Below are 22279 nucleotides of genomic sequence, written 5' to 3'. Positions count from 1 at the left end.
TTGGATACGCCCAGTCGCCGGTGTGAGGTGAGGTCAACTTTCGCCCCTGCCATGAGGGAGCCCGAATGATCCTCACCAGCACCTACCGCGACCGCACCGAAGTGCCTCGCGATCTGCTCGCGGCCTACTCCTCGCTGGACCACCTCACCACCGCTGAGTTGTCCTCCCAGGCCATCGACGGAGCCTTCGAGAGGCTGCTGCGCCGCCTGGTGGTGCTCATGGCCGCCCACGGTCCGCAGACGCCCGAGCGGTTCCTGGCCCACCTCGCCCGGCTCACCAGCGGCCAACCCCTCCACAGCACCGGCGCGGGAAGGGCCGAGACGGACGCGGTCGATCTGACCTCGGCGTTCCTCGAGCACGGCGCGCCCGCTACCCCTGGCAGCGTCAGCGAGCTCCAGCAGGAGATCGTGCACTTCTCCCGCATCGTCGACATCGGGCAACTCGGTCTTGAAGAGGGCGTCGCCGAGCATGCTCTGCGCCGCCTGCGCGGCAGTGACCGGCTCGCCGATCCGTTGAAGGTGCTTTCCGAACTCGTCATTGTCGCCCGGTCACGGCTGCGTCAACGTGGCTTGCGCCTTGCGGTCCCGTGGCTGCGCCCCGGACAGTCCACCGAGACCGACGTCGCGGACGACCTGACCACCTTCGCCCCGGCCGCCGCGCCTGACTGCTGGATGGGGGTGCGCTGCGACCGCCGCCGTCTGCGTCGCCGGTTCCGGTATGAGTTGTGGACGCTGCTGCAATACCTCACCCCGGTCGAGGCCGCGATGGCGCTGTGGGCGCACTGCCACGAGCAGCGGCTGACCAGCGCGGTGGAGCTGGTCGTCGTCCAGACCGATGCGATCGCCGGCGCCACCCGGGTGCACTGGGACTACCAGCCCGCCAGCCCCCCAGACCAACCCGAGTCTGATGGGGCGATCGCCCGTGTCGCCGCCACGCTCCCGACCATTACCAGCATGGCTCCGGGCGACAGCCTCACCATCTGCGGCCACCACCTCCAAAGCACCGGCCCCGGAACTGTCCAGGTGGCCGACGTCCTGACCGGCATCCGTGTGGCAACGCTCGACGCGCCCGCCACTGCGGTCGTCCCGGCCACGGCCGGCCTGGTCGCCCGCGCCTGCGACCTGATCGCCGCCGACACCGGTCCCGACCTGGCCAGCGTGGAAGCCGCGCACATCCACCTGGACCGGGACCTGGACATCGACCAGGACACCGGCGCCGCCATCGGGACGGCCCTGATTGCGCTCCTGAGCGACCGGCAGCCCGCCCCGGTCCTGGCACCGATGATGGACGACGACCATGTCCTGGTCCGGCTCACGCCCGCCGCCTACCGGCAGTTCCTGCGCCGCGCGTTCGGGCCGGTACCGATGCACCTGATCTGCGAGTCCTCCCCGATCATCCGCGCGATCGTGGTCGCACTGTTCCAGCGGCTACGCCACTCCCACTGGGCCAACCGGTTCCAGCGCCGCGGCGGAAACCTGTTTCTGCCGCTGGAGGACGGCTTCCACTGCGAGCTGTTCGAGGACGTCGACGGCACCCCCGTCACCGGCTGCCTGTTCTTCGAGGTCGCGCTGCTGATCTACCGCAGCGCACCGCAGCGGTTCGACACCTACTTCCTCGACCGCTACCACCTCGACGCGCACGTGCATGACCAGGCCGCCGCGATCCTGTCCCGGCAGAGCCCCACCGACCCAGAGGGCGCTGAGCCGCACGGCCAGGCGGGCCACGACCTGGTGATAGCGGAACTGCAGGACTTCTACCGCCAATTCAGCGACGTCACCCACCCGTTCAAGCCCGACCCGCACATCACCGCCCTGGTCGACGACGTCCTTGCCCAGGCCGACCCGGTCTTCGCCCACCTGAACGTGCTGGAGGACTACTACGAGCTCCAGCAGAACCGCGTCCGGCACCTCATCCGCCAACTCGACCTGCCCCTGCGGCTGACCACGGTGCACTTCAACGCCACCACCGGCCGCGTGATCCTCGCCCATGACTAGCCAACCGCCACCCGCCGCGCCCGCGCTGCCGCGCCCTGCCGGACGGCTGGTGATGACGGGAGCATCCGGGACGGTGGGCACCGCCCTCCTCGCCGAGCTCGCGCCAGCGTGGCCCGGCCGCATCGTCGCCCTCGGCCGGACGGCGCCCGCCCCCGACCTCGCTATCCCGGGCAAGGTCGAATTCGAGCGCGTCGATCTAGTCGACCCAAGAGCCGTTGGCGCCATCGCGGAGAAGATCGTGGCCGGCCCGGCCGTCGGCGCGCTGGTGTGCGCCGCTGGAGTCGACTCCCGCAGCGGCCTGGCCGACCTTTTCGGCCCCGGCGAACCCAACAGCCACTCAGCAGCGGCAGCCGCGCGGGTCTGCATGCAGGTCAACGCGTGGTCGCACCTGCATCTCCTGCACGCCGCCGTGCGCTCAGCTGAACGCGGTAGCGCGCCATCCGGGCGGCACCGGCCGGTGCTGCCGGTTGCTTTGATCTCCAGCGACGTGGTCGGTGCCGCGCTGCCCGGCACCGTCGCCTACGCCATGTCCAAGGCCGCGGCCGAGGAGGGGTTCCGGCACGCCGCCACCGACGTCTCGTCGCCCGGTATCTCGCTGCTCGTCGTCCGGCTCCCCGACATCGGAGTCCCCATGCGCGCCATCACCCCTCACACACCCGAACCGCGCACCGGCCACGAGCGCCCGGGGCCCGTCCTGGCGGCCGCCGTGAACGCGATCGTCGCCTTCGTCACCCAACCCCGCCGCCCCGGCCTGGAGGAATGGCATGCCTGACTGGACGATCTCCGCCACCGGCCATGACCCGGTGCCCGCGCGCAGCCTGGTGCCCCAGATCCCACCCGGGCTGTCCATGCGGCCACGCCGCACGATCATGCTCACCGGCACCGATCAACGCTGCCTGGCCGTCGCCGCCCAGACCGCCCTCCACACAGGACACCAGGTGGTTCTGCCGCATACAGCCGCGACTCTGAAGGTCCCCGCGGGCCTGCACCTGCACCTCACCGCGGACCCAGATGCCCCCCGCATCAGGCAGATTCCCGGAAGCTGCGTCCGCGACAACTGGGATATCGCCCTATTCAGCTCGGGAACCACCGGCCGTCCCCGGGGCTACGGATTCACTCGTGAGCAGATCGCGACCGTCACCGGTTGGTACGAGACGATTTACCAGGTCACCGGGGACAGCGTCATCGTGACCGCGCTGCCCGTGTCCTACAACTGGACCTTCGTCGCCGGGGTCATGCTCGCGGCCCGGCTCGGCGCACGTCTGCACCTGAGCAGTTCCGTCCCGCACGTCCTTGACGATGCCGCAGCCGCCGCCTCGGCCGCCGACCGGGTCATCGTCCTGGCCAACCCCGTCGTCCTGGACCAGGCGGCACACCTGTGGGGTATGCCCGCCAACATCACCATCGACTCCGGCGGCGCCCCCCTCGGGACGAGCGCGATCATCGAGTACCGCAGTCACGGCATCGACATCCGCGAGGGATACGGGCTGACCGAGACCGCCAGCCTGACCCACTTCGACAGCGCGGCAACCGCTGCATCGCTGGGCACGGTCGGCACACCGATGCCCAGCGTGCAGACGACCATCACCCTCCAAGACAGCAGGCCCGTCATCGGCCTGACCAGCCCAGCGATCGGAGTGCCGCTCGACCCCTGCGAACCGCACACTCCTACTCGCCTGCGCACCACTGACCTCGGCAGATTGGACGAGCACCAGCAACTACGACTCCTGGGCCGCAGCGACGATCACCCCATCGCCGGCCACTGGCCCCGCGACACTCTGGACCTCCTCGGACCAGTGCTGGGCAGACGGTGCGCCCAAATCCGCCACACGGCCAGCGACGAGGTCGCCATCAAGCTGCTGACCCCCGCACCGCCCCACACCGCCCTGGCGATCATCGACCGAGCAGCAGAGGCCCTTGACCTCCCCCGACACCACATCGCCCTCACACACCAGAGCGGCCCGCTCCTGCCCACCCTCAAACTCCCCAACCGCAGGCCGGGCCAGCAACCGGCGGCCCGGACATTCATCGGCCAAGGACGGTGGAACGCATGACGGCGGCCGTGGCGGCGGACAACGAACTCGTCCTGACCACCATCGCCGCCCCCACCGTTCCCGCCACCGCCCGCGCGATGCTGAGGATGCGCCTCGAAACGTGGCGCATCGCGGCCACCCCGGGTGGCCGCGACCGCGTGTTCGAGATGGAACTGTGCGCATCGGAACTCGTAACCAACGCCTGCCAAGCCGCGCCCGACAGCCGGATCACCTTCAAGGTCATCCGGGAACCTCGCGCGGTCTGGATCGGCGTTTGGGATTCCAGTTACGAAGACCCAGTGCCCAGTTGCGTCGTCGCCCTCGATGTTGAGGACATCACCCCCGACATCCACGCGCTAGCGGCTGACCATGTCGCCGACGACATTGGGGGATGGGGCCTCCCTCTGGTCATTGGCCTGACCACCGAACGCGAGATCATCCGGACCTACGCTCCGTCCGGCAAATGGGTCTGCTGCAAGTACTATTTGTGAACTGCGAGGCAGAAGGGCTAGTTACTCCTCAGGGCCGAAGGCGTTTCAGCGTGGCGCCCAGATGAGCACCAGCTTGAGACGCCCCGGCGCACCGTCGCGGCTCGGTGGGAGCGGGGTCGCTGGCTAAAGCGTAAGGTTCTCGACGTCGCCCTGGACTTGGATGACGGTACCGGCCGTTCCGTTGAAGATGTTCACGTTGCCGGGGCCGCCCTGTTTGTTGCTCTGGGACAGGTCGCGGATATCGCCGGTTGCGATGTTCGCTGGCTCGGAGCTCTGACTCTCGGACTGCTCATGCTCGTTCATGTTTCCGATCCTGGCAGCAGACAAGGCACTGGTCTATGAGTGGCGCTAGATTCCGTCGAGGCTGCGTGGCTGGTAAATCCCCGCCTGAGCGAAATCAGCCCGTGCACTCGTGTGCGGTGGGGAGGGCGATGGTCGTTAAAGGCTTTAGAAGGATGGCAACCGGTCGTGGTCGAGGGCGCCACGCATCCGTAATAGTCATGGGTTGTCGTGATTGAGCGGATTTCTGATCGGCTTGTGGTCGCCAGAGCTTCGCCACGTGGGCGGATTAGCGTGCCGATAGTCGCCGCCGCTTCTTAGGGGCGTCTGTCGAAGGTGATTTGGCGCGGCAGTGGGAGGCGCTCGGTTGGCCCGTGCGCCCTATTGGTGACCATCGACAGGGCATAGGCCCGGAGCGGCTATGGGGGCGCTCAGCATGGCTGGACCTCGGCGCAGGGCATCGACCGCGCCTGCTCTCCGGCACAGTTGGCGGCACAGTAGTGGTTCGTTCGAGGTAGTTCCAGTTGATCCAGATGGCCTCTGACCTGCACTCCGGTACTAACTGGAACTACCTGAAACTACTGGTGATTGAACTCGTAATGAATAGGTCATCGGTTCGATTCCGATAGGCGGCTCCACCTCAGAGACCCCTTGCGATCCCCGCAAGGGGTCTTTGTGTGACCGCCTTGACTCAGGGGCTTCCGGAAACAGCTTGTCCAGGGCTTCCACACCCGCCGTCGGGGAGGGAAGGATCTGATGCCAGTACAAGTTCTCGGTCACCTCGGTGGCCTGCTGGCCCACCAGGCGGGTAATTTCCTCGATCTGTACCCCGGCGGCGAATATGTTCGACACGAAGCTGTGCTGCATCTCGCACGGCGTCCAGTCTTTGGCGATCAGCCCCGCGACCTTGCGCAGGATTGCACAAAACGACCTAATCACGTTGTTGGCGTTGCGGGGCGTGCCGACGGCAGAGGCGATGACCAGATCGTTCTCTTGTCATCGGTCGCCCCCCGCCTGGTGTTGCTTCTCCTGTAGTTCCTGCTGGAACTGCAGCGCCTCCAGACAGCGTCGGGGCAAGGTCAGAGACTCGCGGGACTTCTTGGTCTTGCCGCCAGCGCGTACCGACCGTCAGACGTATACGGTGAACTGCTCGTGCTCCCATCCGACTTCGTTCACCGAGACTTAGGTGTTGCGCTTGGCGACGAAGGCGACACGTGCATCCAGGGCAGTGCCCGCTCGAGCAGGCAAGGTCGGACATCAGCACCGGGGCCATCATTGCTACGGATTCCCCTCCTGAACGTTGTCGCGCCGAAATGGTTGGAGCGCAGCGCGAACGCCCTATCCAGGACGAAGTTTGCTGGCGCCGAAAGCTTCGAATTGACCCTCAAATACGCCCATCCCAACCCGTGGCCGCTGAGCCATTTCCGCGAAGATCTCGTCACAGCACCCAGGGTCAGACACGAGCGTGATCGAGTGGCTGCTGATCGGCGCCCTGTATCAGAATGGACCACGAAATGGACGCTGTTGTCTCCAGCCTGAAGGGCGTCACTCCGGTTTTGGCTGCGGCTTACGGAGCCATAGCGCGCCTGGCGCAAGATCTCGGGGGCCGAACCCTCAAAGCTTGAAATCGCCTCGAGTTCTGGAGGACACTTCTCAACGCTAAAGATGCTCCCCCTGAAGCGTTGATCCCATGAGGCTGCTGGGCCTTCGTGACCCGCCCTGGTGACGAAATATGGACAAGTCTGACGTGCGACATATTCGCACTCGCGAGAGGACGTATCGACATCCGCATTGAGGCGGTCGACCGCACAGCGGATGTGCTCAACCTGCGACAGCAGTCCAAGGTCTACTTCTCCGGCTGGGCAAGGGCGAACCGCAGGAGTAGAGCCACGTTGGTGGTGGACGTACGGGAGGGGGTGCACAGGTCAGGGGACGTGTGGAGACGGTTCCGGACAGTGCTGATCTTCCACGAGTCAGATGACGACCGTAACGGTGGCTGTAGGTGAATGGGGCGATCACCTGAGGTGCTGCTTCCGATGCTCGGGCCGTGACCGACCTTGCGCTCCGGGTCGGCCTGTCCTCCAGCTGTGCGCGTGCGGTCGCAGGTAATGACGGGTGCTGTACATCAGGTAAGCGCAGCAACAGCGGCCTACCGCAGCGTATCCAGCCGCACGGGGGACACGGGTCCAGTTGGACGCGGGCCTTCCGGAGAGGGGGCACCCGTGCTACGGCCAGGGCACGTATCCGGTGGAGCCGAGAGCATTATACGGTCAGCAGGCGCCTGCCCCTAATGGTCGTTTCAACAAAGTCTAGTCCTCGTCGACCTCTATAAAGTCGTCAGGGTCAACATCATCAAGAATTATCTCTGCTGGTATGTCAGCGAAGTGTAGGCCGCCTCGCAGGCTTAGGCCGCACACTCGACATTCTAGTCCATCCGGAAGGAAATGCACTGTTAGTTTTGTTGAAGTTATCTCTCCATTTTCGTCCGTTTCGTTCATCCATTCTGGATAAGACGCGCCGGAAAGTATGGCCCTGCAGCGGCAGGCCGGACATTCATGAGGCCGCGCTTCGTAACGATACTCCCATTCCATTGCATGCAAAGCTTCTTCGAGATTATATCCAGGAAGGGTGTGGGAAAAGCGGCGTTGAAACTCAATCCTCGCGGTGGCAATCGCCGCCTTGACTTCGATCTCTTTGCGCGCCTTGGACTCGTCCAACCTCGCGTCGGCGACGTCCAAATATTCAGAGTAGAAGCGCTCTCTAGCGTAGCCTAGATCGGAAAGTATTAGGTCGACCACTACCATAAATGCAGTGAGATCGTCAGGCACGTTACTAGGGTCAACTAGACCTGCATGGGCCACCCCATTTCTGTAGCTTATGACTCTTTTGATTCTCTGTGCTGCTGCAGCCAGTGCCGGAAGTAGTGCCTGGCAACGGGTGATGCTCTCAGTCAGAGTGATCGTCTTTACTGTCGGCGGAGGAAGAGAGTCGAGAGGCAAGCGGGCGAGTATTAGCATCGATTCAAAATGTCTCGGGTCGGCAATCAGTATAGGATTGACATCGGCCAGTCGCGCCTTTAGTAGATGTTCAGTACTTGTACCTGCATTTAGATAAAAATGGAGGTGCTCTTCTGCGCTGTAGGAGCTCATTGACTGCATGAAGAAATAACTTGCTGTCTCCAATAGATGTTCTGAAACCCTATTTCGCTTCGACTGCATCGAACCTCAATCGCTCTATCGTGGGCTGCGGTTGCGTACTACTATATGGGTGCATGCCCTTTGGACTTCAAGACCTGTCATGCCCCCTTGGTCTTTCTATCACTTAGACGCCTGGGCGGGGGCGTTTCTGATGATGGCACTGGCCTCGATGGTAGGGCTCGCGGTCTGGAGTGCATGTCCGCGAATCCTTCTGTGATGCGTCTCTCCGTTCGCGCGAGCGCACCCTCCGGGGGGTGGGCGTGCTAACGCGAGTGCTAACAATGGCGCTGGAGCGCTCTAGGCTGCGGTGGATGTGCGGGAGCGACGCGGCCAGTTCAAGAGATGGCTGTGCTCGGCTCTTGCTCACAGCGTTTTCTGAGTCCTCACCGGAGGACCATATGGGCAGGTAAGCCGCTCATAGGGAATAGGTCATCGGTTCGATTCCGATAGGCGGCTCCACCTCAGAAGTCCCTTCCAATGCCGGAAGGGGCTTCTTTGCTTTCACGAGAAGGCGTTGCCCAAAGTGATGTGAATGTCACCTTCTGAAGTGTCCGCCTGCTCTGTTCGGCGATTGCCGGGCGCGGGCGGGTCGGTCAGCGTGGGGCGTGGGCGACGTGAGGGGTGGAGCCGATGGCGAGCGAGTTCCAGCGCGGCAAGGTGACCGGCGTGTTCGAGGCGATGGGCGGTGACCGGGACGGATACCTGCGCGAGTCCGACTTCACGGCGCTGGCCGACCGGTGGACGGAACTGCGCGGCGCGCCATACGGGTCGGGCGAGTACGCCCGGCTGCACGACGTGATGATGGGCTGGTGGTCGACGTTGCGGGCCGCAGGCGTCCGGGACGACCGGGTCACCGTCGATGACGTGCTGACGGTCGTCGACCGTCTCACCGAAATGCCCGACGCGGTCGCCGAGACGGCGGAGGCCATGTTCGAGGCCGTCGACGAGAACGGCGACGGACGCATCAGCGCCGCCGAGTACCGGCAGCTCATCGAGGCGTGGAACGGCCGCCCGACCAATACCGACGAGGTATTCGCGCGGCTCGACCTGGACGGTGACGGCTCCCTTTCGCTGGACGAGTTCGTTGTCTTGTGGACGCAGTTCTGGTCCGGGGACGATCCCGCCGCCCCCGGTACCTGGGTCTTCGGCCGAGGCACGGCTCAGTCGCGGACGTAAATGAACGCGAGCCGCCTTCCCCCCGATCCAGGGAGAAGTGCTTTCATTTATCATTCCTCCTGATCGAGGGCTTCGTTTTCGGCATCGGTCGCGCCTCTCCACTGTCCGGTTTGCTCGTCCTGGACGAGCCATGGTTGCTGAAGGGTGCCTTCGATCCAGCGGCGCATCCATTCGGCGAAGCTCAGGTGCTGGGGAAACAGCGCCACCTGGAAGTTGTCGTAGGGGGCCGGGTTCGGGTCTATCGCCCACATCGCGGCTGTCGGGCTGGCGCAGTCGACAAAGGACGTGATGGCGCACCCCCAATTGCAGATGGGCAGCAGGGTTTTGGTCATCGGCTGCCATTCGCCGGGCCAGCTTCGCTGTTGCCCTTGGAAGTCGCTCGAGATTTCTTGTAGGGGCTCAAGACCGTAGGCGGGGCCGAACCCGCCATCGCCGAGTTCCAGGTAGCAGCGGCGCAGCAGGGGAGGCAGGCGTCGTCCCACGAGAGCTTCACACTCGTGGACGGCGTCCTGTGAAGCGGGCACCAACGGCGGTAGCGGTTCGAGATGGCCCGCACTGTGGGCGGCGTCGTATTCGGGAGTGCCCCGCCTAAACATTCGCTGGAGCCGTCCATCGTCCATGGAGCGGAATGCCCCGCCGCCCTCGGAGTAAAGGCCCGGCAGGCCGAGCCTGTGGTCCAGGTAGTCGCCAGACGCGACCCGAGCGCGCAAGACTTCGAAAATCTGATCCTCGTCCTCGATCATGTGGCCAGTATGCCCAGTGGGACTGACGTTTCTGGCCTCTTCCATCTACGTCACGGACGACAGTACTTATCCGCCGTATAGAGGCGGGGGCGGGACGCCGGATAGTCCTCCATGCGATGGACGGCGTTGCGGACTGGCTCGCATTTTGGTGTCTGGGAGGACGGGAGGCTTCTGCGCTCGCTCAGCCTGTCGACCGATGGTGGAATCGGGGAGAACATCGGCGAGCCCTTGCCCTTTGAAAACGCCCTACTGGGCAGGTGAGTACCCCGTTCACCAAGATGCCGTCACGGCCGGGGAGCGGTACCCGTTGCCGTTCCACCCGTTGGAGCTCGGCGAGGAGGCGCTGCGGTCCCCATTTGGCAGGCCCGAGCCGAGCGACGTCGGCCCCTTCGGCGTCCGCCTCAGGGGCTACCGGCTTACCGATCCCGCGCACCCGGAGGAGGTCACCCGGCATGACGCCGATCTCAGGAAGACGACGTGTAGGGCATGAGCGAGACCTTGTCGGTTGTCGCGTCTTACGACGTCGCCACGTTGGGTCGGACGCGGAGTGGGCGACCACGACCATGCGCCGGCAGCGCTTCGGCATCGGCCCGGACGGCTCATTGGGCTGAAACCGAACGCCCCGCGCCGTGATCGGCTCCAAAAATGTCAGAGGCAGGTCCTAGGGTCGCGTTCGTGGGCACATCCAGGGCTCACGAGGTGCGAGCTGGGAAGGTCTTCGCGGTGGTGGCGGCCGTCGAGCGGGCGCGGGGCACGCTCGACGATCACAGCTGCAAGTCCCGAGAACCTTCCCGGCCGACGCACCGAGACGGCGACAATTCGATCAGAACATGGGGGCGTGTCAGACGAACTGCCCGGCGCTCTCAAGATGCTCGGCGAGGATGGTGCGGTGGGTCTCGCGGGCCTCGGCGTGGAGCTTCTTGCCCAGGTCGGTGGCCCGGACGAACACACCGCGACGGTCTTCGGAGCAGAGCAGGCGCTCGACCAGGCCGTGCTTCTCAAGCCGGGCGACCGTCCGGGAGAGAGCACTCTGGCTCAGATACATGTCGGCCGCGATGCCCTGCATGCGGCGCTTGTCACAGTCGGCCTCAAGAAGTCGATCGAGAGTCTCGAACTCGCTCATGCTCAAGCCGTGCGCGTCCTGCAACTCGCGGTCGAGGTGACACGCGATCGTGTTGTAGCAGGTCAGCAGCGAACGCCAGCGTTCGACCAGCTCCGACTCTGAGGCCATGCGCCGCATCCTACCATGCACACGCATCTGATGCGGAAACATTTAATGTCTACGAATCTTGTGCTTGCGCATTGAATGCACGCGCATGTAACGTCCCTCCACGTGACTATCACCGACGCCTCACCTGCCTCTCCTGTCCTGAAGCCGGCACCGCCGGCCGATCAGACCTGGACCCCCCGGCTGTGGGGGGTTCTCGCGGTGCTGTGCGCCGTGTTGTTCCTGGACGGACTCGACGTCTCCATGGTCGGCGTCGCGCTCCCGTCCATTGGCTCGGAGCTTCACCTCTCCACGACCTCGCTGCAGTGGATCGTCAACGGCTTCATCCTCGGCTACGGCGGGCTGCTCCTTCTCGGAGGCCGCACCGCCGACCTGCTTGGACGCCGCAAGGTGTTCCTGGTGGCGCTGGCCGTCTTCGCCGTCGCGTCCCTGATCGGCGGCCTTGTGGACAACGGGACGGCGCTCATCGCCACCCGCTTCGTCAAGGGGCTGGCCGCCGCGTTCACCGCGCCGACCGCCCTGTCCATCCTGACCACGACCTTCCACGAAGGCCCGGCGCGCAACAGGGCGCTGTCGGTGTTCTCCGTTTTCGGTGCCAGCGGTTACTCGTCCGGGCTCATCCTGGGCGGGCTCCTGACCAGCGTCGGCTGGCGCTGGACGTTCCTCACTCCGGTGCCGCTCGCGGTCGCGGCCTTGGTCGCGGGCTACTTCCTGATTCCTCGGGACAAGCCTGCCGACGGGGGCGGCCACGACCTGATCGGCGCCGTGACCTTGACAGCGGGAATGCTGCTGGCCGTCTACACCGTCGTCTCGGCCCCGGAACAGGGCTGGCTCGACCCGGTGACGGTCGGCTCATTCCTGCTGGCCGTGGTTCTGCTCGTCGCCTTTGTGATCACCGAGAACCGGGTCAAGCACCCGCTGGTCCGGCTCGGCATCCTGCGTGTCGGCACGATCGTCCGCGCCAACCTGAGCATCATCGCGCTGTTCGGCTCGTTCCTGAGCTTCCAGTTCATGATGACGCTCTACCTGCAGGACGTCCTGCACTGGTCGCCGCTGAAGATGGCCATGGGCCTGCTGCCCATCGGCATCCTGGTCGCCTTCAGCTCCCCGTTCATGGGAGGGCTGATCAACCGCTTCGGGACGTCCAAGCTGATCCTCACCGCCATGACCTCGATGAGCCTCGGCTACGTCTGGTTCCTCTCGACGGTCGGTGACCGCCCCGACTACCTGTTCACGGTCCTGCCCACCATGCTGCTGCTGGGCGGCGGGTTCGCCTTCGGGTTCAGCTCGATCATGGCCCAGGCCACCGAGGGCATCGAGGACTCCGAGCAGGGCCTGGCGTCCGGCCTCGTCCAGACGTCCGGCCAGGTCGGCGCGGCCCTCGTCCTGGCGGTCCTCACCGCCCTGGTCGCGGGTGGGCCCAGCGCAGGCGAGAAGGCCGACTTCAACCAGTTCGACTCCGGCGTCAACCTCGTCACCGGCGTCGCCGTCGTCGGCCTCCTCATGAACCTCATCCCCATGATCAACACCTACCGAGCCAAGCACGCCTAACCACTCTCAGGGCGCCCTCCCTTCGGGAGAGTGCCCAACCCATTCCCCAGCCACCCGCTGGCGGGGGTCAGTGGGGACGGCGCTTAGAGCCGAAGAAGACGCCTTCGCTAGGAGGCGTCTTCTTCGGCTCATGGGGCCTGAGGAGTGCGCAGTGCTTCCGCGGCAGCGCTATGGCATCAATGCGTTAAGCGTTGATGGCGAACACGACGCCGCCGACGATGGCCGCGGCGAGCAAGGGGAGCAGAGAAACGCTCAACCACGACCAGAGCATCATTTTCCGGGCACGGCGTGGATCGCTTTCGAAGGCTGGCTCGGCGTTCGTGTAGAGCAGCGCGCCGAGGATGAGGAACGGGAAGAACAACACCATCGTCCACAGGCCGCATATGAACGCGACGACCTGGGCGGCGGGCGTGTAGGTGCCGTCGGGTCCGATTCCGAGCCCGTAGCCCGAAGGCGCCGGGGTCGAAGCGGGAGCGGCGGGGGCGGCGGCTTCCATTGTGACCTCGCTCATATTTTGGGTGGGAGAGTGATCGTACGCTCTCGCACCGTGTTCGGGGAATGCCCAAAACGAGGGTCGGTGAATCGGACAAGCCGCTCGCTCGCCGAGAGCACGCCCCGCGCCTCGGGACACGACACTCCCGCCGTCGTCGGTTGCGGGGCTGGGCGGGAGCGTGCGCCGCGCCTTGACACTCCGGCGCCTGCCACTCCCGCCAACACTGATTGAACTCTGCATCTCCCCAGGCGAAGTGGTGGATTCAGGACGAGCGGATCCTGGTGTGCCTCGCCTCCTCGGAGGGCAAGCTCAACGGAACCGGAAGTTGACCTTCCCGTCCTGGCGGGGTGGCGCTTCGTTGATCGTCCCGTTGGGCGCCCGTCGCAGCTCGTCCGCCTGGCGTGCGGGGGAGACGTGGACCAGGTGCGGTGGCGGTCAGCACCCGCCCAGGTTGAGCCCCCCGGCAGGCGATTATGCGCAGCTTGAGTCGCCCGGCTAGGGCCCACTACCTCGTCCACCGACAGGCCAACTTGTTGCCCGCCGGCCTATGCGCATAGGGGCGTTCCACATAGCGCTGGCTGCCCTTGCCCGGTGCGAAGGCCCGCACCGCCTACCCGGATAAAGCCCCCGCACCGCCTACCCGGATAACAGCCTGCGCGACGATCGCCGGCCCCCGGGCCCGGACCTACGCGCGAGGACCCTACGCGCGAGTGATCTCTGTCCGCTCTCGCGGTGTTATGAGATCACTCAGGTGCGCAGTGTGGTTGGGTGCGGCCCCGCAGGATGGTGGCGGTGTGGACGGATTCGAGGGTGGAGTGGGGGCGTCGGGTTTGGTTTGACCTTGCTCCCGGGGTGCGGGATTTCGTGGCCCCGGGGAGTGGCCGTTTTGTCGGTCACGAGGGTCGGGACGGTGCCTCTTGTGGTGGGCCCGTCCCGATCTCTCGTTGGGGTGGAGTTGGAGCCCTTCCGGGTTAGGTGGGGCGTTTCCAGAAGGGGCGGGGGGTGGTGAGGGCGGTGAGGATCTGGGTGGCTCTGGTCCAGAGGGTGTCCAGGTGGGCGAGTTGGGCGGTCTCGTTGGTGGCCTGGAGGGAGTGCAGGTCGGTGATGAGGGCGGCCAGGTCGGGGAGCTTGTGGCCTTGGGCTTCGTAGGTGTGGAGGGCCTGTTCGAGCGTGGGGAGCAGGGTGTGGAGGAGGTGGTCTTGGCGGGTGGCGTGGTCTGCGGACTGGAGTTCGGCTAGGCGGTTGAGGGCCTCGGTGAGGGTGCGGGTGGTTTCGGTCGCGGGGGTGGGGGGCTTGGGGGCTGGGCGGGCGGAGCGGGGGGCGCGGGCGGGGTTGGGTGGAGCAGCTGGGCGGTGGAGGGCTTGGGCGGCCGCGGGTGGGGCGGAGGGGGCGGCGCCGAAGCCGGCGGAGCGCATGGTGCCTCGGAGGGGACCGGCAGGGGCGATGGAGGCCATCAGGCCCTGTTCGGTTTCCATGCGGGCGTCCCAGCCGCTGGGGAGTTCTACGGGTTGGGTGACCTGGTGGGGCGTGCCGCCCTGGGTGACGGTGCGGGTGTCGACGGCGACGAAGGCGGTGAAGCGGCACAGGACGCCGAAGCGGAGGGACATGGTGGTGATGCGTTCTTCCAGTTCGGGGTCGCCCTCGATGGTGTAGCGGTCTTCCAGGTCGCGGAGGTGGGCGCGGGCCCAGATGGCCGTGGTGGTGGGGTTGGCGGCCTTGGTGGCGGTGAGGGTGCGCTCCCAGGGGGCGTTGTTCGAGGTGCCGGTGAGGGTGATCGTGCCGGTGGGGGCGCCTCGGTAGCGGCCCATGATGGTGAGGGGGACGCCGGGGAACAGTGCTCCGTGGCGGGTGGGGGCGACCGTCTCGGGGATCACGTCGAGGGTCATGGGGCGGAGGGTCAGGTCGGTGACCAGAGGGGCGCTGATCCGGTGGTGGATGCTCTCCATGGCCTCGTCCAGGCGGTCTTCGGACTCGACCAGTTCACAGCGGCCGTCGCCGGCCAGGCGGTTGAGGAAACCCGCGTTGACGGCGCGGTCGATGCCCACGGTGTGGGCGCGGACGCCGCGCAGGCGGGGGCTGAGGCGGGCGAGGAGCTGGTCTTCGTTGCCGATCTGGCCGTCGGTGATCAGGACCAGGACGCGGTCGTTCGGGGAGTCGGCCAGAAGCGTGCACGCCTGGTCGAGCGGGGTGAGCATCTCGGTGCCGCCCCGGGCGTCGAGGGCGGCGAGGTGCTCGACGGCGCGGAAGCGGTTGCGGTCGGTGCCGGGGACCAGGCCGGGGTCGAGGTCGCGGGGGCGTTCGACGACGTTGTCGAACGACAGGACGGCGAAGCGGTCGTCGGGGGTCAGGGTGTCGACGATGCGGGCGGCGGCGCGGCGGGCGGCGACCATCTTCCAGCCGTGCATGCTGCCGGAGCGGTCGAGGATGAGCACGACGTCGCGCGGGCGGGGACGGCTCTGGCCCGAGGGCAGGACGGTGAGGGCGAACGTGCCCTCGTCGCCGGACTCGTCGGGGGTCAGCGCCAGGGCGCCGCTGTCGCCGGAGGCGTAGGCCAGCCGCAGGATGAAGTCGCGGTCGAGGCGCTCGCCCGGCTGGAGCCGGACGGTGGTGCGCTCGTCGGAGCTCGTCTCGGCGACGACGTGCAGGGCGGAGCGGATCTCGGTGAGGGACAGGCCCGCCGGGTCGATGTCGACCTCGATCGATAGCGCGACCGGGTTGGGGAACCCGGGGAGCAGGACCGGGGGGCTGATCCGGGACGCGTCGGGGACGGCGTCGGTGTCGGGGACGACCCCCGAACCGGCCGCCTCGTCGTCGAGGGGGCGTCCGGGGATGTAGCGGGGGGCCACCACAAGGGGGAACCGGAGGGCGGCGGTGCCGTTCTCGTAGGGAAGCGGTTGGTTGAGGCTGAGGCGGATCGTGACGCGTTCACCCGGGAGGATGTTGCCGACGCGCATGGTGAACACGTCCGGGCGGTCTTCTTCGGCGATCGCGGCACGCCGGCCCGCGGCGATGGCGGTGTCGTAGTCCTGACGGGCCTGGCCGCGCTCCTTGAGCACGCCCTCGATCACGCGGTCGCCGGCCTCCATGCGCAGCGCGGTGACGGCGGCGCGGTCGGGCAGCGGGAAGATGTACGTCGCCTCGAGCGGGACGTCGAACGGGTTGCGGAAGCCCTGGACGACCTCGATCCCGGCGGCGAGGCCGGTGACGGACGCGCGGATGTCGACGGTGTCGAGCGGCAGGTTGCCCTTGTCGGTGGTCAGCGCTCCGAGCCCGCCTTCGGGGGCGGACGCGGGGGAATCGGGCAAAGGGGCGATGTGCACGGTCACTGTGACCTCCCGGGTGTGGGGGCGGACGTATCGATCAGGCCGCGGCGGCGCAGTTCGTCCAGCAGCGGGCGGGCCGCGGCCTCGATCGCGGCGAGGTCGTCGTCGCTGAGCGCCGGAACGTTCAGCAGGACGGTGAGGTCGGGCGCGAGGCGCACACCCTGCACGACCGTGGCTTTCGGCGTATGGGGGACGGGTTGCGGGTCGGCCGGGGTCCAGGAGACATCGGTGGGGGTCCAGAAGCGTTGGCGGGGACTTGGCGTCGGTGCGTCGGAGAGGCGGGCGATGCGCTGGAGGGCCTCGTCGGTGGCCCCAGCCAGTTCGAGCTGGATCTCGGCGATGCTGCGCCCCTCGGACTGCCGCCGTTTGACGGCGACGATCTGCAGGAGGTGCCGCGGCCCGTACGTCGCGGCGCGGCCGCGGCGGCCGAGGGGCGGGTCGACCAGGCCGATGGTGGTGTACCAGCGGATCAGCCGTTCGTTGGGCAGGTCGCGCACCCGGCCGTTCACCTGCATGGACTCGCCGGACGCCAGGGCCTGCACGGCCTGCTCCGCGAGCTCGGTGATGGTCCAGGTACCTTCCATGGTCCGATGATGACACTGTCACCCTGACACTGTCAACTTCGCGGAATCCCTTGAACGGGCCGTTCGGCAGGTCCACGCTTGCGTCGGGACGCGAGAAGGGTCGTTCTGTGCGGAGCAGCGGTGGCGGTGCGACCAGGGCCGGGACTTCGGCCTGGGCTCGCTATCGCACGCTGGTCGCCGAGTTCCGGCAGGAGCGTCTGGTGCTCGGCGTGGTGCTGGCCTGCGGGACGGGTGTGGTCGCGGCGGGAGTCGCCGTGTGGTGGGCGGGGCCTGTGGTGGGCGTGGTCGTCTTTGTTGGGCACGTGCTGTACGAGCGTGTTCGTCCGGGCCCTGTTACCGGATGGCGCCAAGGGGCCGTTGCGGAGCGGCGTACGGGGAAGCGGCTTTCGCGGCTTGATCCGGCCGGTTTCCATGTGCTGCACGACAGGGCGGTCCCGGGGGTACCGGCGACAAACCTGGATCATCTGGTTGTCGGCCTCACGGGCGTCTATGCGATCCTCAGCCGTCGCTGGTCCTGGGGTACCCGTCTGAGGGTGGACGTAGGGCGCCTCTGGGTGGGCAAGCGTCCTGTGGGGGAGCTATCCGGCGCGGTTTCCCGCACGGCGGGGACGGTCGCGGAATTGCTCGCGGACGAACTCGACTATGACGTGCGCGTGATGCCCGTCGTGGCGGTCCACGGGGCGCACGTCCCCCGGTACGGCGTGCAGCACGGCGGGGTGGACTTTCAGTCGTATCGCGCACTTCCGCGTGCCGTTTCCGACGAGCCGGTGATCTTTACAAGCGCTCAGGTGGCGACGATCGCGGCCGCTGCGGAGCGTCTTCTCCCGCCAATGCTTGAAATGCTATCTCCTGAATAAAATGGCCATTCGGGAGTCATCACGCTTCGTGAGCGACTGACTCTGAGGTGAGATGATCACCAGGTCACGGGATTGATGGTCATATCGGTCAGAAGCCTGCATAGTGCTACAAGATCGATAAATAGCCGCACTCTAGGTTCCATCGGGATATGACGTCACGTGAGCCATGATCGACGGAGTCCGATCTTCGGAAATTGCCTGTAAAGAGTCGGCTTAGCCTTTACGTTTCTCGCATGAATGACCACCTTCTGGTTGAGGCGCTGCGCACCAGAGACCCCGGCGCGCCTGCCGCGGTATACGACGCGTACGCGGACAGGCTCTATGCGTACTGCTGGTTCCAGTTGCGTGGCCGCGACGCGGCCCAGGTCGCGTTGCGCGATACGTTCATCGTCGCCGAGGCCCACATCGAGTGCCTGCGCGACCCCGACAGGTTCGGCCCGTGGCTCTACGCCATCGCGCGCTTGGAGTGCGGACGCCGGTTGCCCGCGCACGGCCAGCCGCCGGACGTCCAGGTCGCCAGCCACGACCAGGACGACGTCGACCAGCGGGTGATGGCCTGGCAGGCGGTCATGGGCCTCGCCCCGCTCAGCCGGGAGCTGCTCGAACTGCGCGTTCGCCACCAGCTTTCGGTCCCCGACCTCGCCGCCGTGTTCGGCCTTCCGGCCAAGGACGCGCAGGCGGCGCTGGACGCGGGTCACGCGGAGCTGGAAACGGCGCTGTCCGCGGAGATCCTCGCGCACCAGGGCCCATACGGGTGCGACGACCGTGCCAGCCTGCTCCGGGAGCGTAAGGGAGAGCTGGAACCCGAATTGCGCGAACGCCTTCTGCAGCACGCGCAGGGCTGTGAGGCGTGTGGAGCCGTCGTCCCCCGTACGGTCTCGGCCGCCAAGGTCTACGGGTTGCTTCCCCAGGCGGAGCCCCCGGAGGCGTTGCGGCTGAGGGTGATGAGCTGCTTCATGGATCCGGAGCTGGTGGGCTACCGGCTCTTCGTCGCCACCCGGGTGACCGATTTCGCGGCGGACGGGTTCCCCGCCCAGCACCCGACTGCGACGTCCGCGCGGCGTGCGGCTTCGCAACGCGGCCCGCGACGCACGTTCGTGCTGCGCCGGGCGGTCGCGCCTGACATCGCTCACGGCGGGCGTGCGCGCGCTCTGGGACGGCTCGTCGTGGCGTTGACCGTCGCCGCGTTGCTCATAGGAGGAGCGATGGGCGTTGTCCGCCTGCTGTCGGGGGCCGATGACCGGGGTGCCGGGACGGCCGCAACGGGGCGCTCGCCCCGCCTGCTGGTGCCCTCGGCGATGCCCCAGCCCCCGGCGTTGCAGCCGGAAGTGTCGGGCGGCCAGCAGGCGCCCCCCGGGATCGCGCCGGTCTCGGCCACGTACCCGCTGGGCGCGCGCGAGTCCGCCGCACCCGCTACCGCCCTGCCTTCACCGCCCCCTAAGCGCGACTACCAATCAGGTGGGAACAGCCCCAATGACCCGGGACCACCCGGGGGGACCGGCACCTTGGAGGTGTCGCCGTCCTTCCTCGACCTGGCCGGGGGATCGGACGCGACCGTCGAGCTGCACGCGACGGGCGGCCCCGTCACCTGGAGGGCGAGGCCGTGGGGGCCCGTCCGCGTCACCCCGTCGGGCGGCAAGCTCGCGGCCGGCCAGTCGATGACCGTCTCCGTGCATGTGTTCCGTGCGGCGGGGTCTCAGGGGGAGGGCGGCGTCACGTTCGAACCCGGGGGGCTTCAGGTACAGATCACATGGCGTCCCGACCCGGGGCCCGGCCCTGGACCGAGCCCCACGCCCACCCCGACGGCCCCCACCCCGACCCACACCACGAACCCTCCCGGCTCTGGCACCCCCACCTCCGGGCCCACGCCGCCTTCCGATCCGCCGCCCTCGTCTGCCCCGCCCTCGTCGTCGTCTCCGCCGCCCACCACGAGCGACCCCTCGTCCCCGCCGCCCTCGTCGTCCTCGCCCCCGCCGACCTCGGGCTCTGACTCACCGTCGCCGTCCGGCGGTTCGGGTGGGTGACCGTGGCCCCGACCGTCTACGCCGCGCGGCCGGACGCGAAGATCAGCCCGACGCCGGTCTCGGCGCCGCTCGTCCCCCTGGTGGGCGAGATCCAGAGGGTCGCCTGGCCACTGTGGACCGAGCCTGCCGCGCGCACACGCCGCGAGGTCGCGGACCTGTGCCGGTTGCAGACCGCCAGGGGGCTCACCGTCCTGTCCTGGCTGGCACTCGACCGGGACGATGACGGCGACCTCACCTGGCTCCTGGCGACGTCCCGGTTGGCTGGAGCGCGGCAGGAGCGCATGTACACGGCCGCGGCGCGTCTGCCCGAGCCTGTGCGGGAGTTGGTCGTCGCCAACTGGACGTGGGCGATGGCCAGCCCGCATGGGGGCCAGGCAACGGCGGCGTTCCTAGCGGGGGGCGCCTACCCCGAGGACGGGTACGCGGCCGCCCATGCCACCGTCGCGCTGCTGCGTTCGTGGGAGCGCCGCCCGGAGACCCGGCCCGCCCTGGCGGCGGCCTGGGCGGCGACCCGGACTCCGGCCGACTGGTGCAGGGCGGCCGAGCTCGGCTCCACCTACGGCGCGCCCGTCCCGATCTTTTGCTATCCCCGTCTGCCGCTCCCGCCGCGACTGACCTTCCGTCCCTGGATCACCCGGCTTCTGGGTATTTGAACCCGCTTTGACCAGGCACTTTCCGCGTGTGGCAGGTGGAGGTCTCGGGTAGTTACCCGTGTGAGCTCTGTGACTGGAGTTCACTGTGATGTCTGAGTAAACTACTCTCTGTAGTCAATGCTTGCTTTGTGTGAATCGCGGTAGGGGAGGCCCGTGTTTCAGTCGCCGAGCACCACAGCGGCCAGTCGTGGAGGGCCCTCCCGTCGATCGGCCGGCCTGCGCTTGGCCGCGCTCTCGACCGGGGTCGCGTTCGTCGTCACCGGTGTGGAGGCCCCGGCCCACGCCGTCCTGCCCGCGGCGGAACCCGCCCCCAGCGCGCGGGACGTTCAGGAGGGCAAGCAACGGGTACGCGAACGCGCCGCCGAGGTGGGGCAAGCCAAGACCCAGTTGGCTCTCGCCAACGGGGAACTGGAAGGGCTTGCGGTAGCGGCGGCCACCGCCGTCGAACGCTACAACGGCGAAATGGTCAAGCTGGAACGTTCCCGGCAGGCCTACCAGGACGCCCGCACCCGGGTGGCCGAGGCCGAACGCCGGATGGAGGCCACTCGAAGCGAACTGGCGACCTTCGCGGCCGACGCCTACGCCGTCAACACCGGCTTCAACACCTGGTCCACCGTCGTCTCCGGACAGGGCGGCCCCCAAGGCTTCATGGACCGCGCCGGAATGATGGAGGTCCTCGCGCGGCGGCGGGCCGGAATCATGCAACGGGTAGAGGCGTCAAGGAACGTCGCCGCCATGTTCCGCCGCCAGGCCCAGGACGCCCTCGACGCTCAACGCGCCGCCACCCGAAGAGCCTCCGAAGCCAAACGAGTCGCGGAACAGGCGGTGGAGACCCAGCGCTCGGCCGTCGAGCGCATCGAAGAGCGCAAGCGCGGCTTCGAGCAGAGCCTCGGCCGGGCCCGCACCCAGGCCACCAAGCTCGAACGCCGCCGTGAACTGGCCCTCGAACGCGCAGCGCGCAGGGAGTTCAAGGGCTCCGGACGCGTCCCGACCCGCCTCCTCGCCGGTGCGGGACGCGGCAACCTCGTCGTCCGGGCGGCGCTGAAGTGGCTGGGGACGCCCTACTCGTGGGGCGGCGGAAACGCGTCCGGCCCCAGCTACGGCATCGCCCACGGATCCGGTATCCACGGGTTCGACTGCTCGGGCCTGGCCCTCTACGCGTGGAGCAAGGTCGGCGTCCGGCTCGACCACTGGACGGGCACCCAGTGGACGTCGGGCCCCCACGTCCCGCTGAACCGTCTGCGCGCCGGTGACCTGGTCTTCTTCGCCAACAACACCTCCGACCCCGACACCATCCACCACGTCGGCATCTACATCAGCAAGGGCCGCATGGTGGAGGCCCCGTACACGGGAGCCCGCGTCCGCATCTCCAGCATCTGGCGAAACGGCCTGATCGGCGCCACCCGTCCCGCAGGCTGACCGCCACCGCCGCCAGCCCCACCCACCGCAGGGCGCAGGTCCCCTATGGCTTAGCCGGGGTCTGCCGTCTGGCATTGGACTCGACGTGCGCCGTCCATGGCTGGGCGCGGCTTTCGCCGTCCTGGCTCGCCGTGGGATGTGCTGCTTATGGCTGGACGAGGGGTGCGCTGTCCGTGGCTGAGCGAGGTGCGTGCCGCCCATGGTCGTGCGGGGTACGGCGCTCGTGCCGGTGCG

The 22279-nt window shown here is 67.4% G+C and carries 20 protein-coding genes; 12 read left to right on the top strand and 8 right to left on the bottom strand.

Going from position 1 to position 22279, the window contains the following annotated elements:
* Positions 1-65 precede the first annotated feature (65 nt).
* Genes ACQPY4_RS38795 through ACQPY4_RS38780 form a run of 4 tightly spaced genes read left to right on the top strand, consistent with a single transcriptional unit; the run spans position 66 to position 4518 of the window.
* Positions 66-1994, top strand: a complete 1929-nt coding sequence (locus tag ACQPY4_RS38795; RefSeq protein WP_433329849.1) for a hypothetical protein — start codon at positions 66-68, stop codon at positions 1992-1994.
* Entirely contained in the window at positions 1987-2766 is a 780-nt protein-coding gene (locus ACQPY4_RS38790; protein ID WP_433329847.1) for an SDR family NAD(P)-dependent oxidoreductase, read from the top strand. Before ACQPY4_RS38795 ends, ACQPY4_RS38790 begins: the two co-directional genes overlap by 8 nt.
* Positions 2759-4048: an AMP-binding protein gene (locus tag ACQPY4_RS38785; protein WP_433329845.1), complete on the top strand. Its 1290-nt coding sequence runs from the start codon at positions 2759-2761 to the stop codon at positions 4046-4048. The genes ACQPY4_RS38790 and ACQPY4_RS38785 overlap by 8 nt, the downstream gene beginning before the upstream one ends.
* On the top strand, positions 4045-4518 hold the full coding sequence (locus ACQPY4_RS38780; RefSeq protein WP_433329843.1) for an ATP-binding protein: 474 nt from the start codon (positions 4045-4047) through the stop codon (positions 4516-4518). The genes ACQPY4_RS38785 and ACQPY4_RS38780 overlap by 4 nt, the downstream gene beginning before the upstream one ends.
* A 123-nt stretch (positions 4519-4641) precedes the next feature.
* On the opposite strand, the gene ACQPY4_RS38775 is transcribed toward ACQPY4_RS38780, so the two are convergent.
* From ACQPY4_RS38775 to ACQPY4_RS38765, 3 genes are all read right to left on the bottom strand, one after another.
* Complete coding sequence (locus ACQPY4_RS38775) at positions 4642-4821, bottom strand: hypothetical protein (RefSeq protein ID WP_433329841.1); 180 nt, start codon at positions 4819-4821, stop codon at positions 4642-4644.
* 534 nt (positions 4822-5355) lie between these two features.
* Positions 5356-5736, bottom strand: coding sequence for a hypothetical protein (locus ACQPY4_RS38770; RefSeq protein WP_433329839.1), 381 nt, complete (start codon positions 5734-5736; stop codon positions 5356-5358).
* Between the two features lie 1370 nt (positions 5737-7106).
* Complete coding sequence (locus ACQPY4_RS38765) at positions 7107-7946, bottom strand: hypothetical protein (protein WP_433329837.1); 840 nt, start codon at positions 7944-7946, stop codon at positions 7107-7109.
* Positions 7947-8624: 678 nt separating this feature from the next.
* Between ACQPY4_RS38765 and ACQPY4_RS38760 the strand changes: the two genes are divergently transcribed.
* Positions 8625-9170, top strand: coding sequence for an EF-hand domain-containing protein (locus tag ACQPY4_RS38760; RefSeq protein WP_433329835.1), 546 nt, complete (start codon positions 8625-8627; stop codon positions 9168-9170).
* A gap of 50 nt (positions 9171-9220) precedes the next feature.
* On the opposite strand, the gene ACQPY4_RS38755 is transcribed toward ACQPY4_RS38760, so the two are convergent.
* Positions 9221-9913, bottom strand: coding sequence for an SMI1/KNR4 family protein (locus ACQPY4_RS38755; RefSeq protein WP_433329833.1), 693 nt, complete (start codon positions 9911-9913; stop codon positions 9221-9223).
* Positions 9914-10024: 111 nt separating this feature from the next.
* On the opposite strand from ACQPY4_RS38755, the gene ACQPY4_RS38750 reads away from it, so the two are divergent.
* Together ACQPY4_RS38750 and ACQPY4_RS38745 are read left to right on the top strand one after the other, a co-directional pair.
* Positions 10025-10174 (top strand): DUF6928 family protein, encoded by a 150-nt coding sequence (locus ACQPY4_RS38750; RefSeq protein ID WP_433329831.1) that lies wholly within the window; start codon positions 10025-10027, stop codon positions 10172-10174.
* On the top strand, positions 10110-10403 hold the full coding sequence (locus tag ACQPY4_RS38745; protein ID WP_433329829.1) for a DUF6928 family protein: 294 nt from the start codon (positions 10110-10112) through the stop codon (positions 10401-10403). Before ACQPY4_RS38750 ends, ACQPY4_RS38745 begins: the two co-directional genes overlap by 65 nt.
* 351 nt (positions 10404-10754) lie before the next feature.
* Here the strand turns inward: ACQPY4_RS38745 and ACQPY4_RS38740 are convergent, their stop codons facing one another.
* Positions 10755-11144, bottom strand: coding sequence for a MarR family winged helix-turn-helix transcriptional regulator (locus ACQPY4_RS38740; RefSeq protein ID WP_433329827.1), 390 nt, complete (start codon positions 11142-11144; stop codon positions 10755-10757).
* Between the two features lie 102 nt (positions 11145-11246).
* Here ACQPY4_RS38740 and ACQPY4_RS38735 point away from each other — a divergent pair, with 102 nt between their 5' ends.
* Positions 11247-12692: an MFS transporter gene (locus ACQPY4_RS38735; RefSeq protein ID WP_433329825.1), complete on the top strand. Its 1446-nt coding sequence runs from the start codon at positions 11247-11249 to the stop codon at positions 12690-12692.
* A gap of 184 nt (positions 12693-12876) precedes the next feature.
* Here ACQPY4_RS38735 and ACQPY4_RS38730 read toward each other — a convergent pair whose 3' ends face one another.
* The 3 genes from ACQPY4_RS38730 to ACQPY4_RS38720 all read right to left on the bottom strand — a co-directional run bounded on the left by ACQPY4_RS38730 (position 12877) and on the right by ACQPY4_RS38720 (position 17092).
* A complete protein-coding gene (locus ACQPY4_RS38730) occupies positions 12877-13203 on the bottom strand; it encodes a hypothetical protein (RefSeq protein WP_433329823.1) in 327 nt (108 codons plus the stop codon).
* Between the two features lie 953 nt (positions 13204-14156).
* Positions 14157-16511, bottom strand: a complete 2355-nt coding sequence (locus ACQPY4_RS38725; RefSeq protein ID WP_433329821.1) for a VIT domain-containing protein — start codon at positions 16509-16511, stop codon at positions 14157-14159.
* Positions 16508-17092, bottom strand: coding sequence for a MerR family transcriptional regulator (locus ACQPY4_RS38720; RefSeq protein ID WP_433329819.1), 585 nt, complete (start codon positions 17090-17092; stop codon positions 16508-16510). Before ACQPY4_RS38720 ends, ACQPY4_RS38725 begins: the two co-directional genes overlap by 4 nt.
* Before the next feature lie 200 nt (positions 17093-17292).
* On the opposite strand from ACQPY4_RS38720, the gene ACQPY4_RS38715 reads away from it, so the two are divergent.
* The 4 genes from ACQPY4_RS38715 to ACQPY4_RS38700 all read left to right on the top strand — a co-directional run bounded on the left by ACQPY4_RS38715 (position 17293) and on the right by ACQPY4_RS38700 (position 22045).
* Complete coding sequence (locus ACQPY4_RS38715; protein WP_433329817.1) at positions 17293-17949, top strand: nuclease-related domain-containing protein; 657 nt, start codon at positions 17293-17295, stop codon at positions 17947-17949.
* 233 nt (positions 17950-18182) lie between these two features.
* Positions 18183-19973 carry a hypothetical protein gene (locus ACQPY4_RS38710; RefSeq protein ID WP_433329815.1) on the top strand — a complete coding sequence of 597 codons (1791 nt, stop codon included), beginning with the start codon at positions 18183-18185 and terminating at the stop codon, positions 19971-19973.
* Positions 19970-20626: a hypothetical protein gene (locus ACQPY4_RS38705; protein ID WP_433329813.1), complete on the top strand. Its 657-nt coding sequence runs from the start codon at positions 19970-19972 to the stop codon at positions 20624-20626. Before ACQPY4_RS38710 ends, ACQPY4_RS38705 begins: the two co-directional genes overlap by 4 nt.
* 222 nt (positions 20627-20848) lie before the next feature.
* The gene (locus ACQPY4_RS38700; protein WP_433329811.1) at positions 20849-22045 is read left to right on the top strand and encodes an NlpC/P60 family protein; all 1197 of its coding nucleotides are present in this window, start codon (positions 20849-20851) and stop codon (positions 22043-22045) included.
* The last annotated feature ends 234 nt before the right edge of the window (positions 22046-22279 follow it).

Origin of the sequence: Spirillospora sp. CA-294931 (assembly GCF_050946795.1) — a bacterium.
In the GTDB taxonomy this organism is placed as follows: Bacteria; Actinomycetota; Actinomycetes; order Streptosporangiales; family Streptosporangiaceae; genus Spirillospora.
The sequence above is the reverse complement of the archived record's forward strand: the minus strand, read 5'-3'. Positions and strand labels throughout refer to the sequence as shown.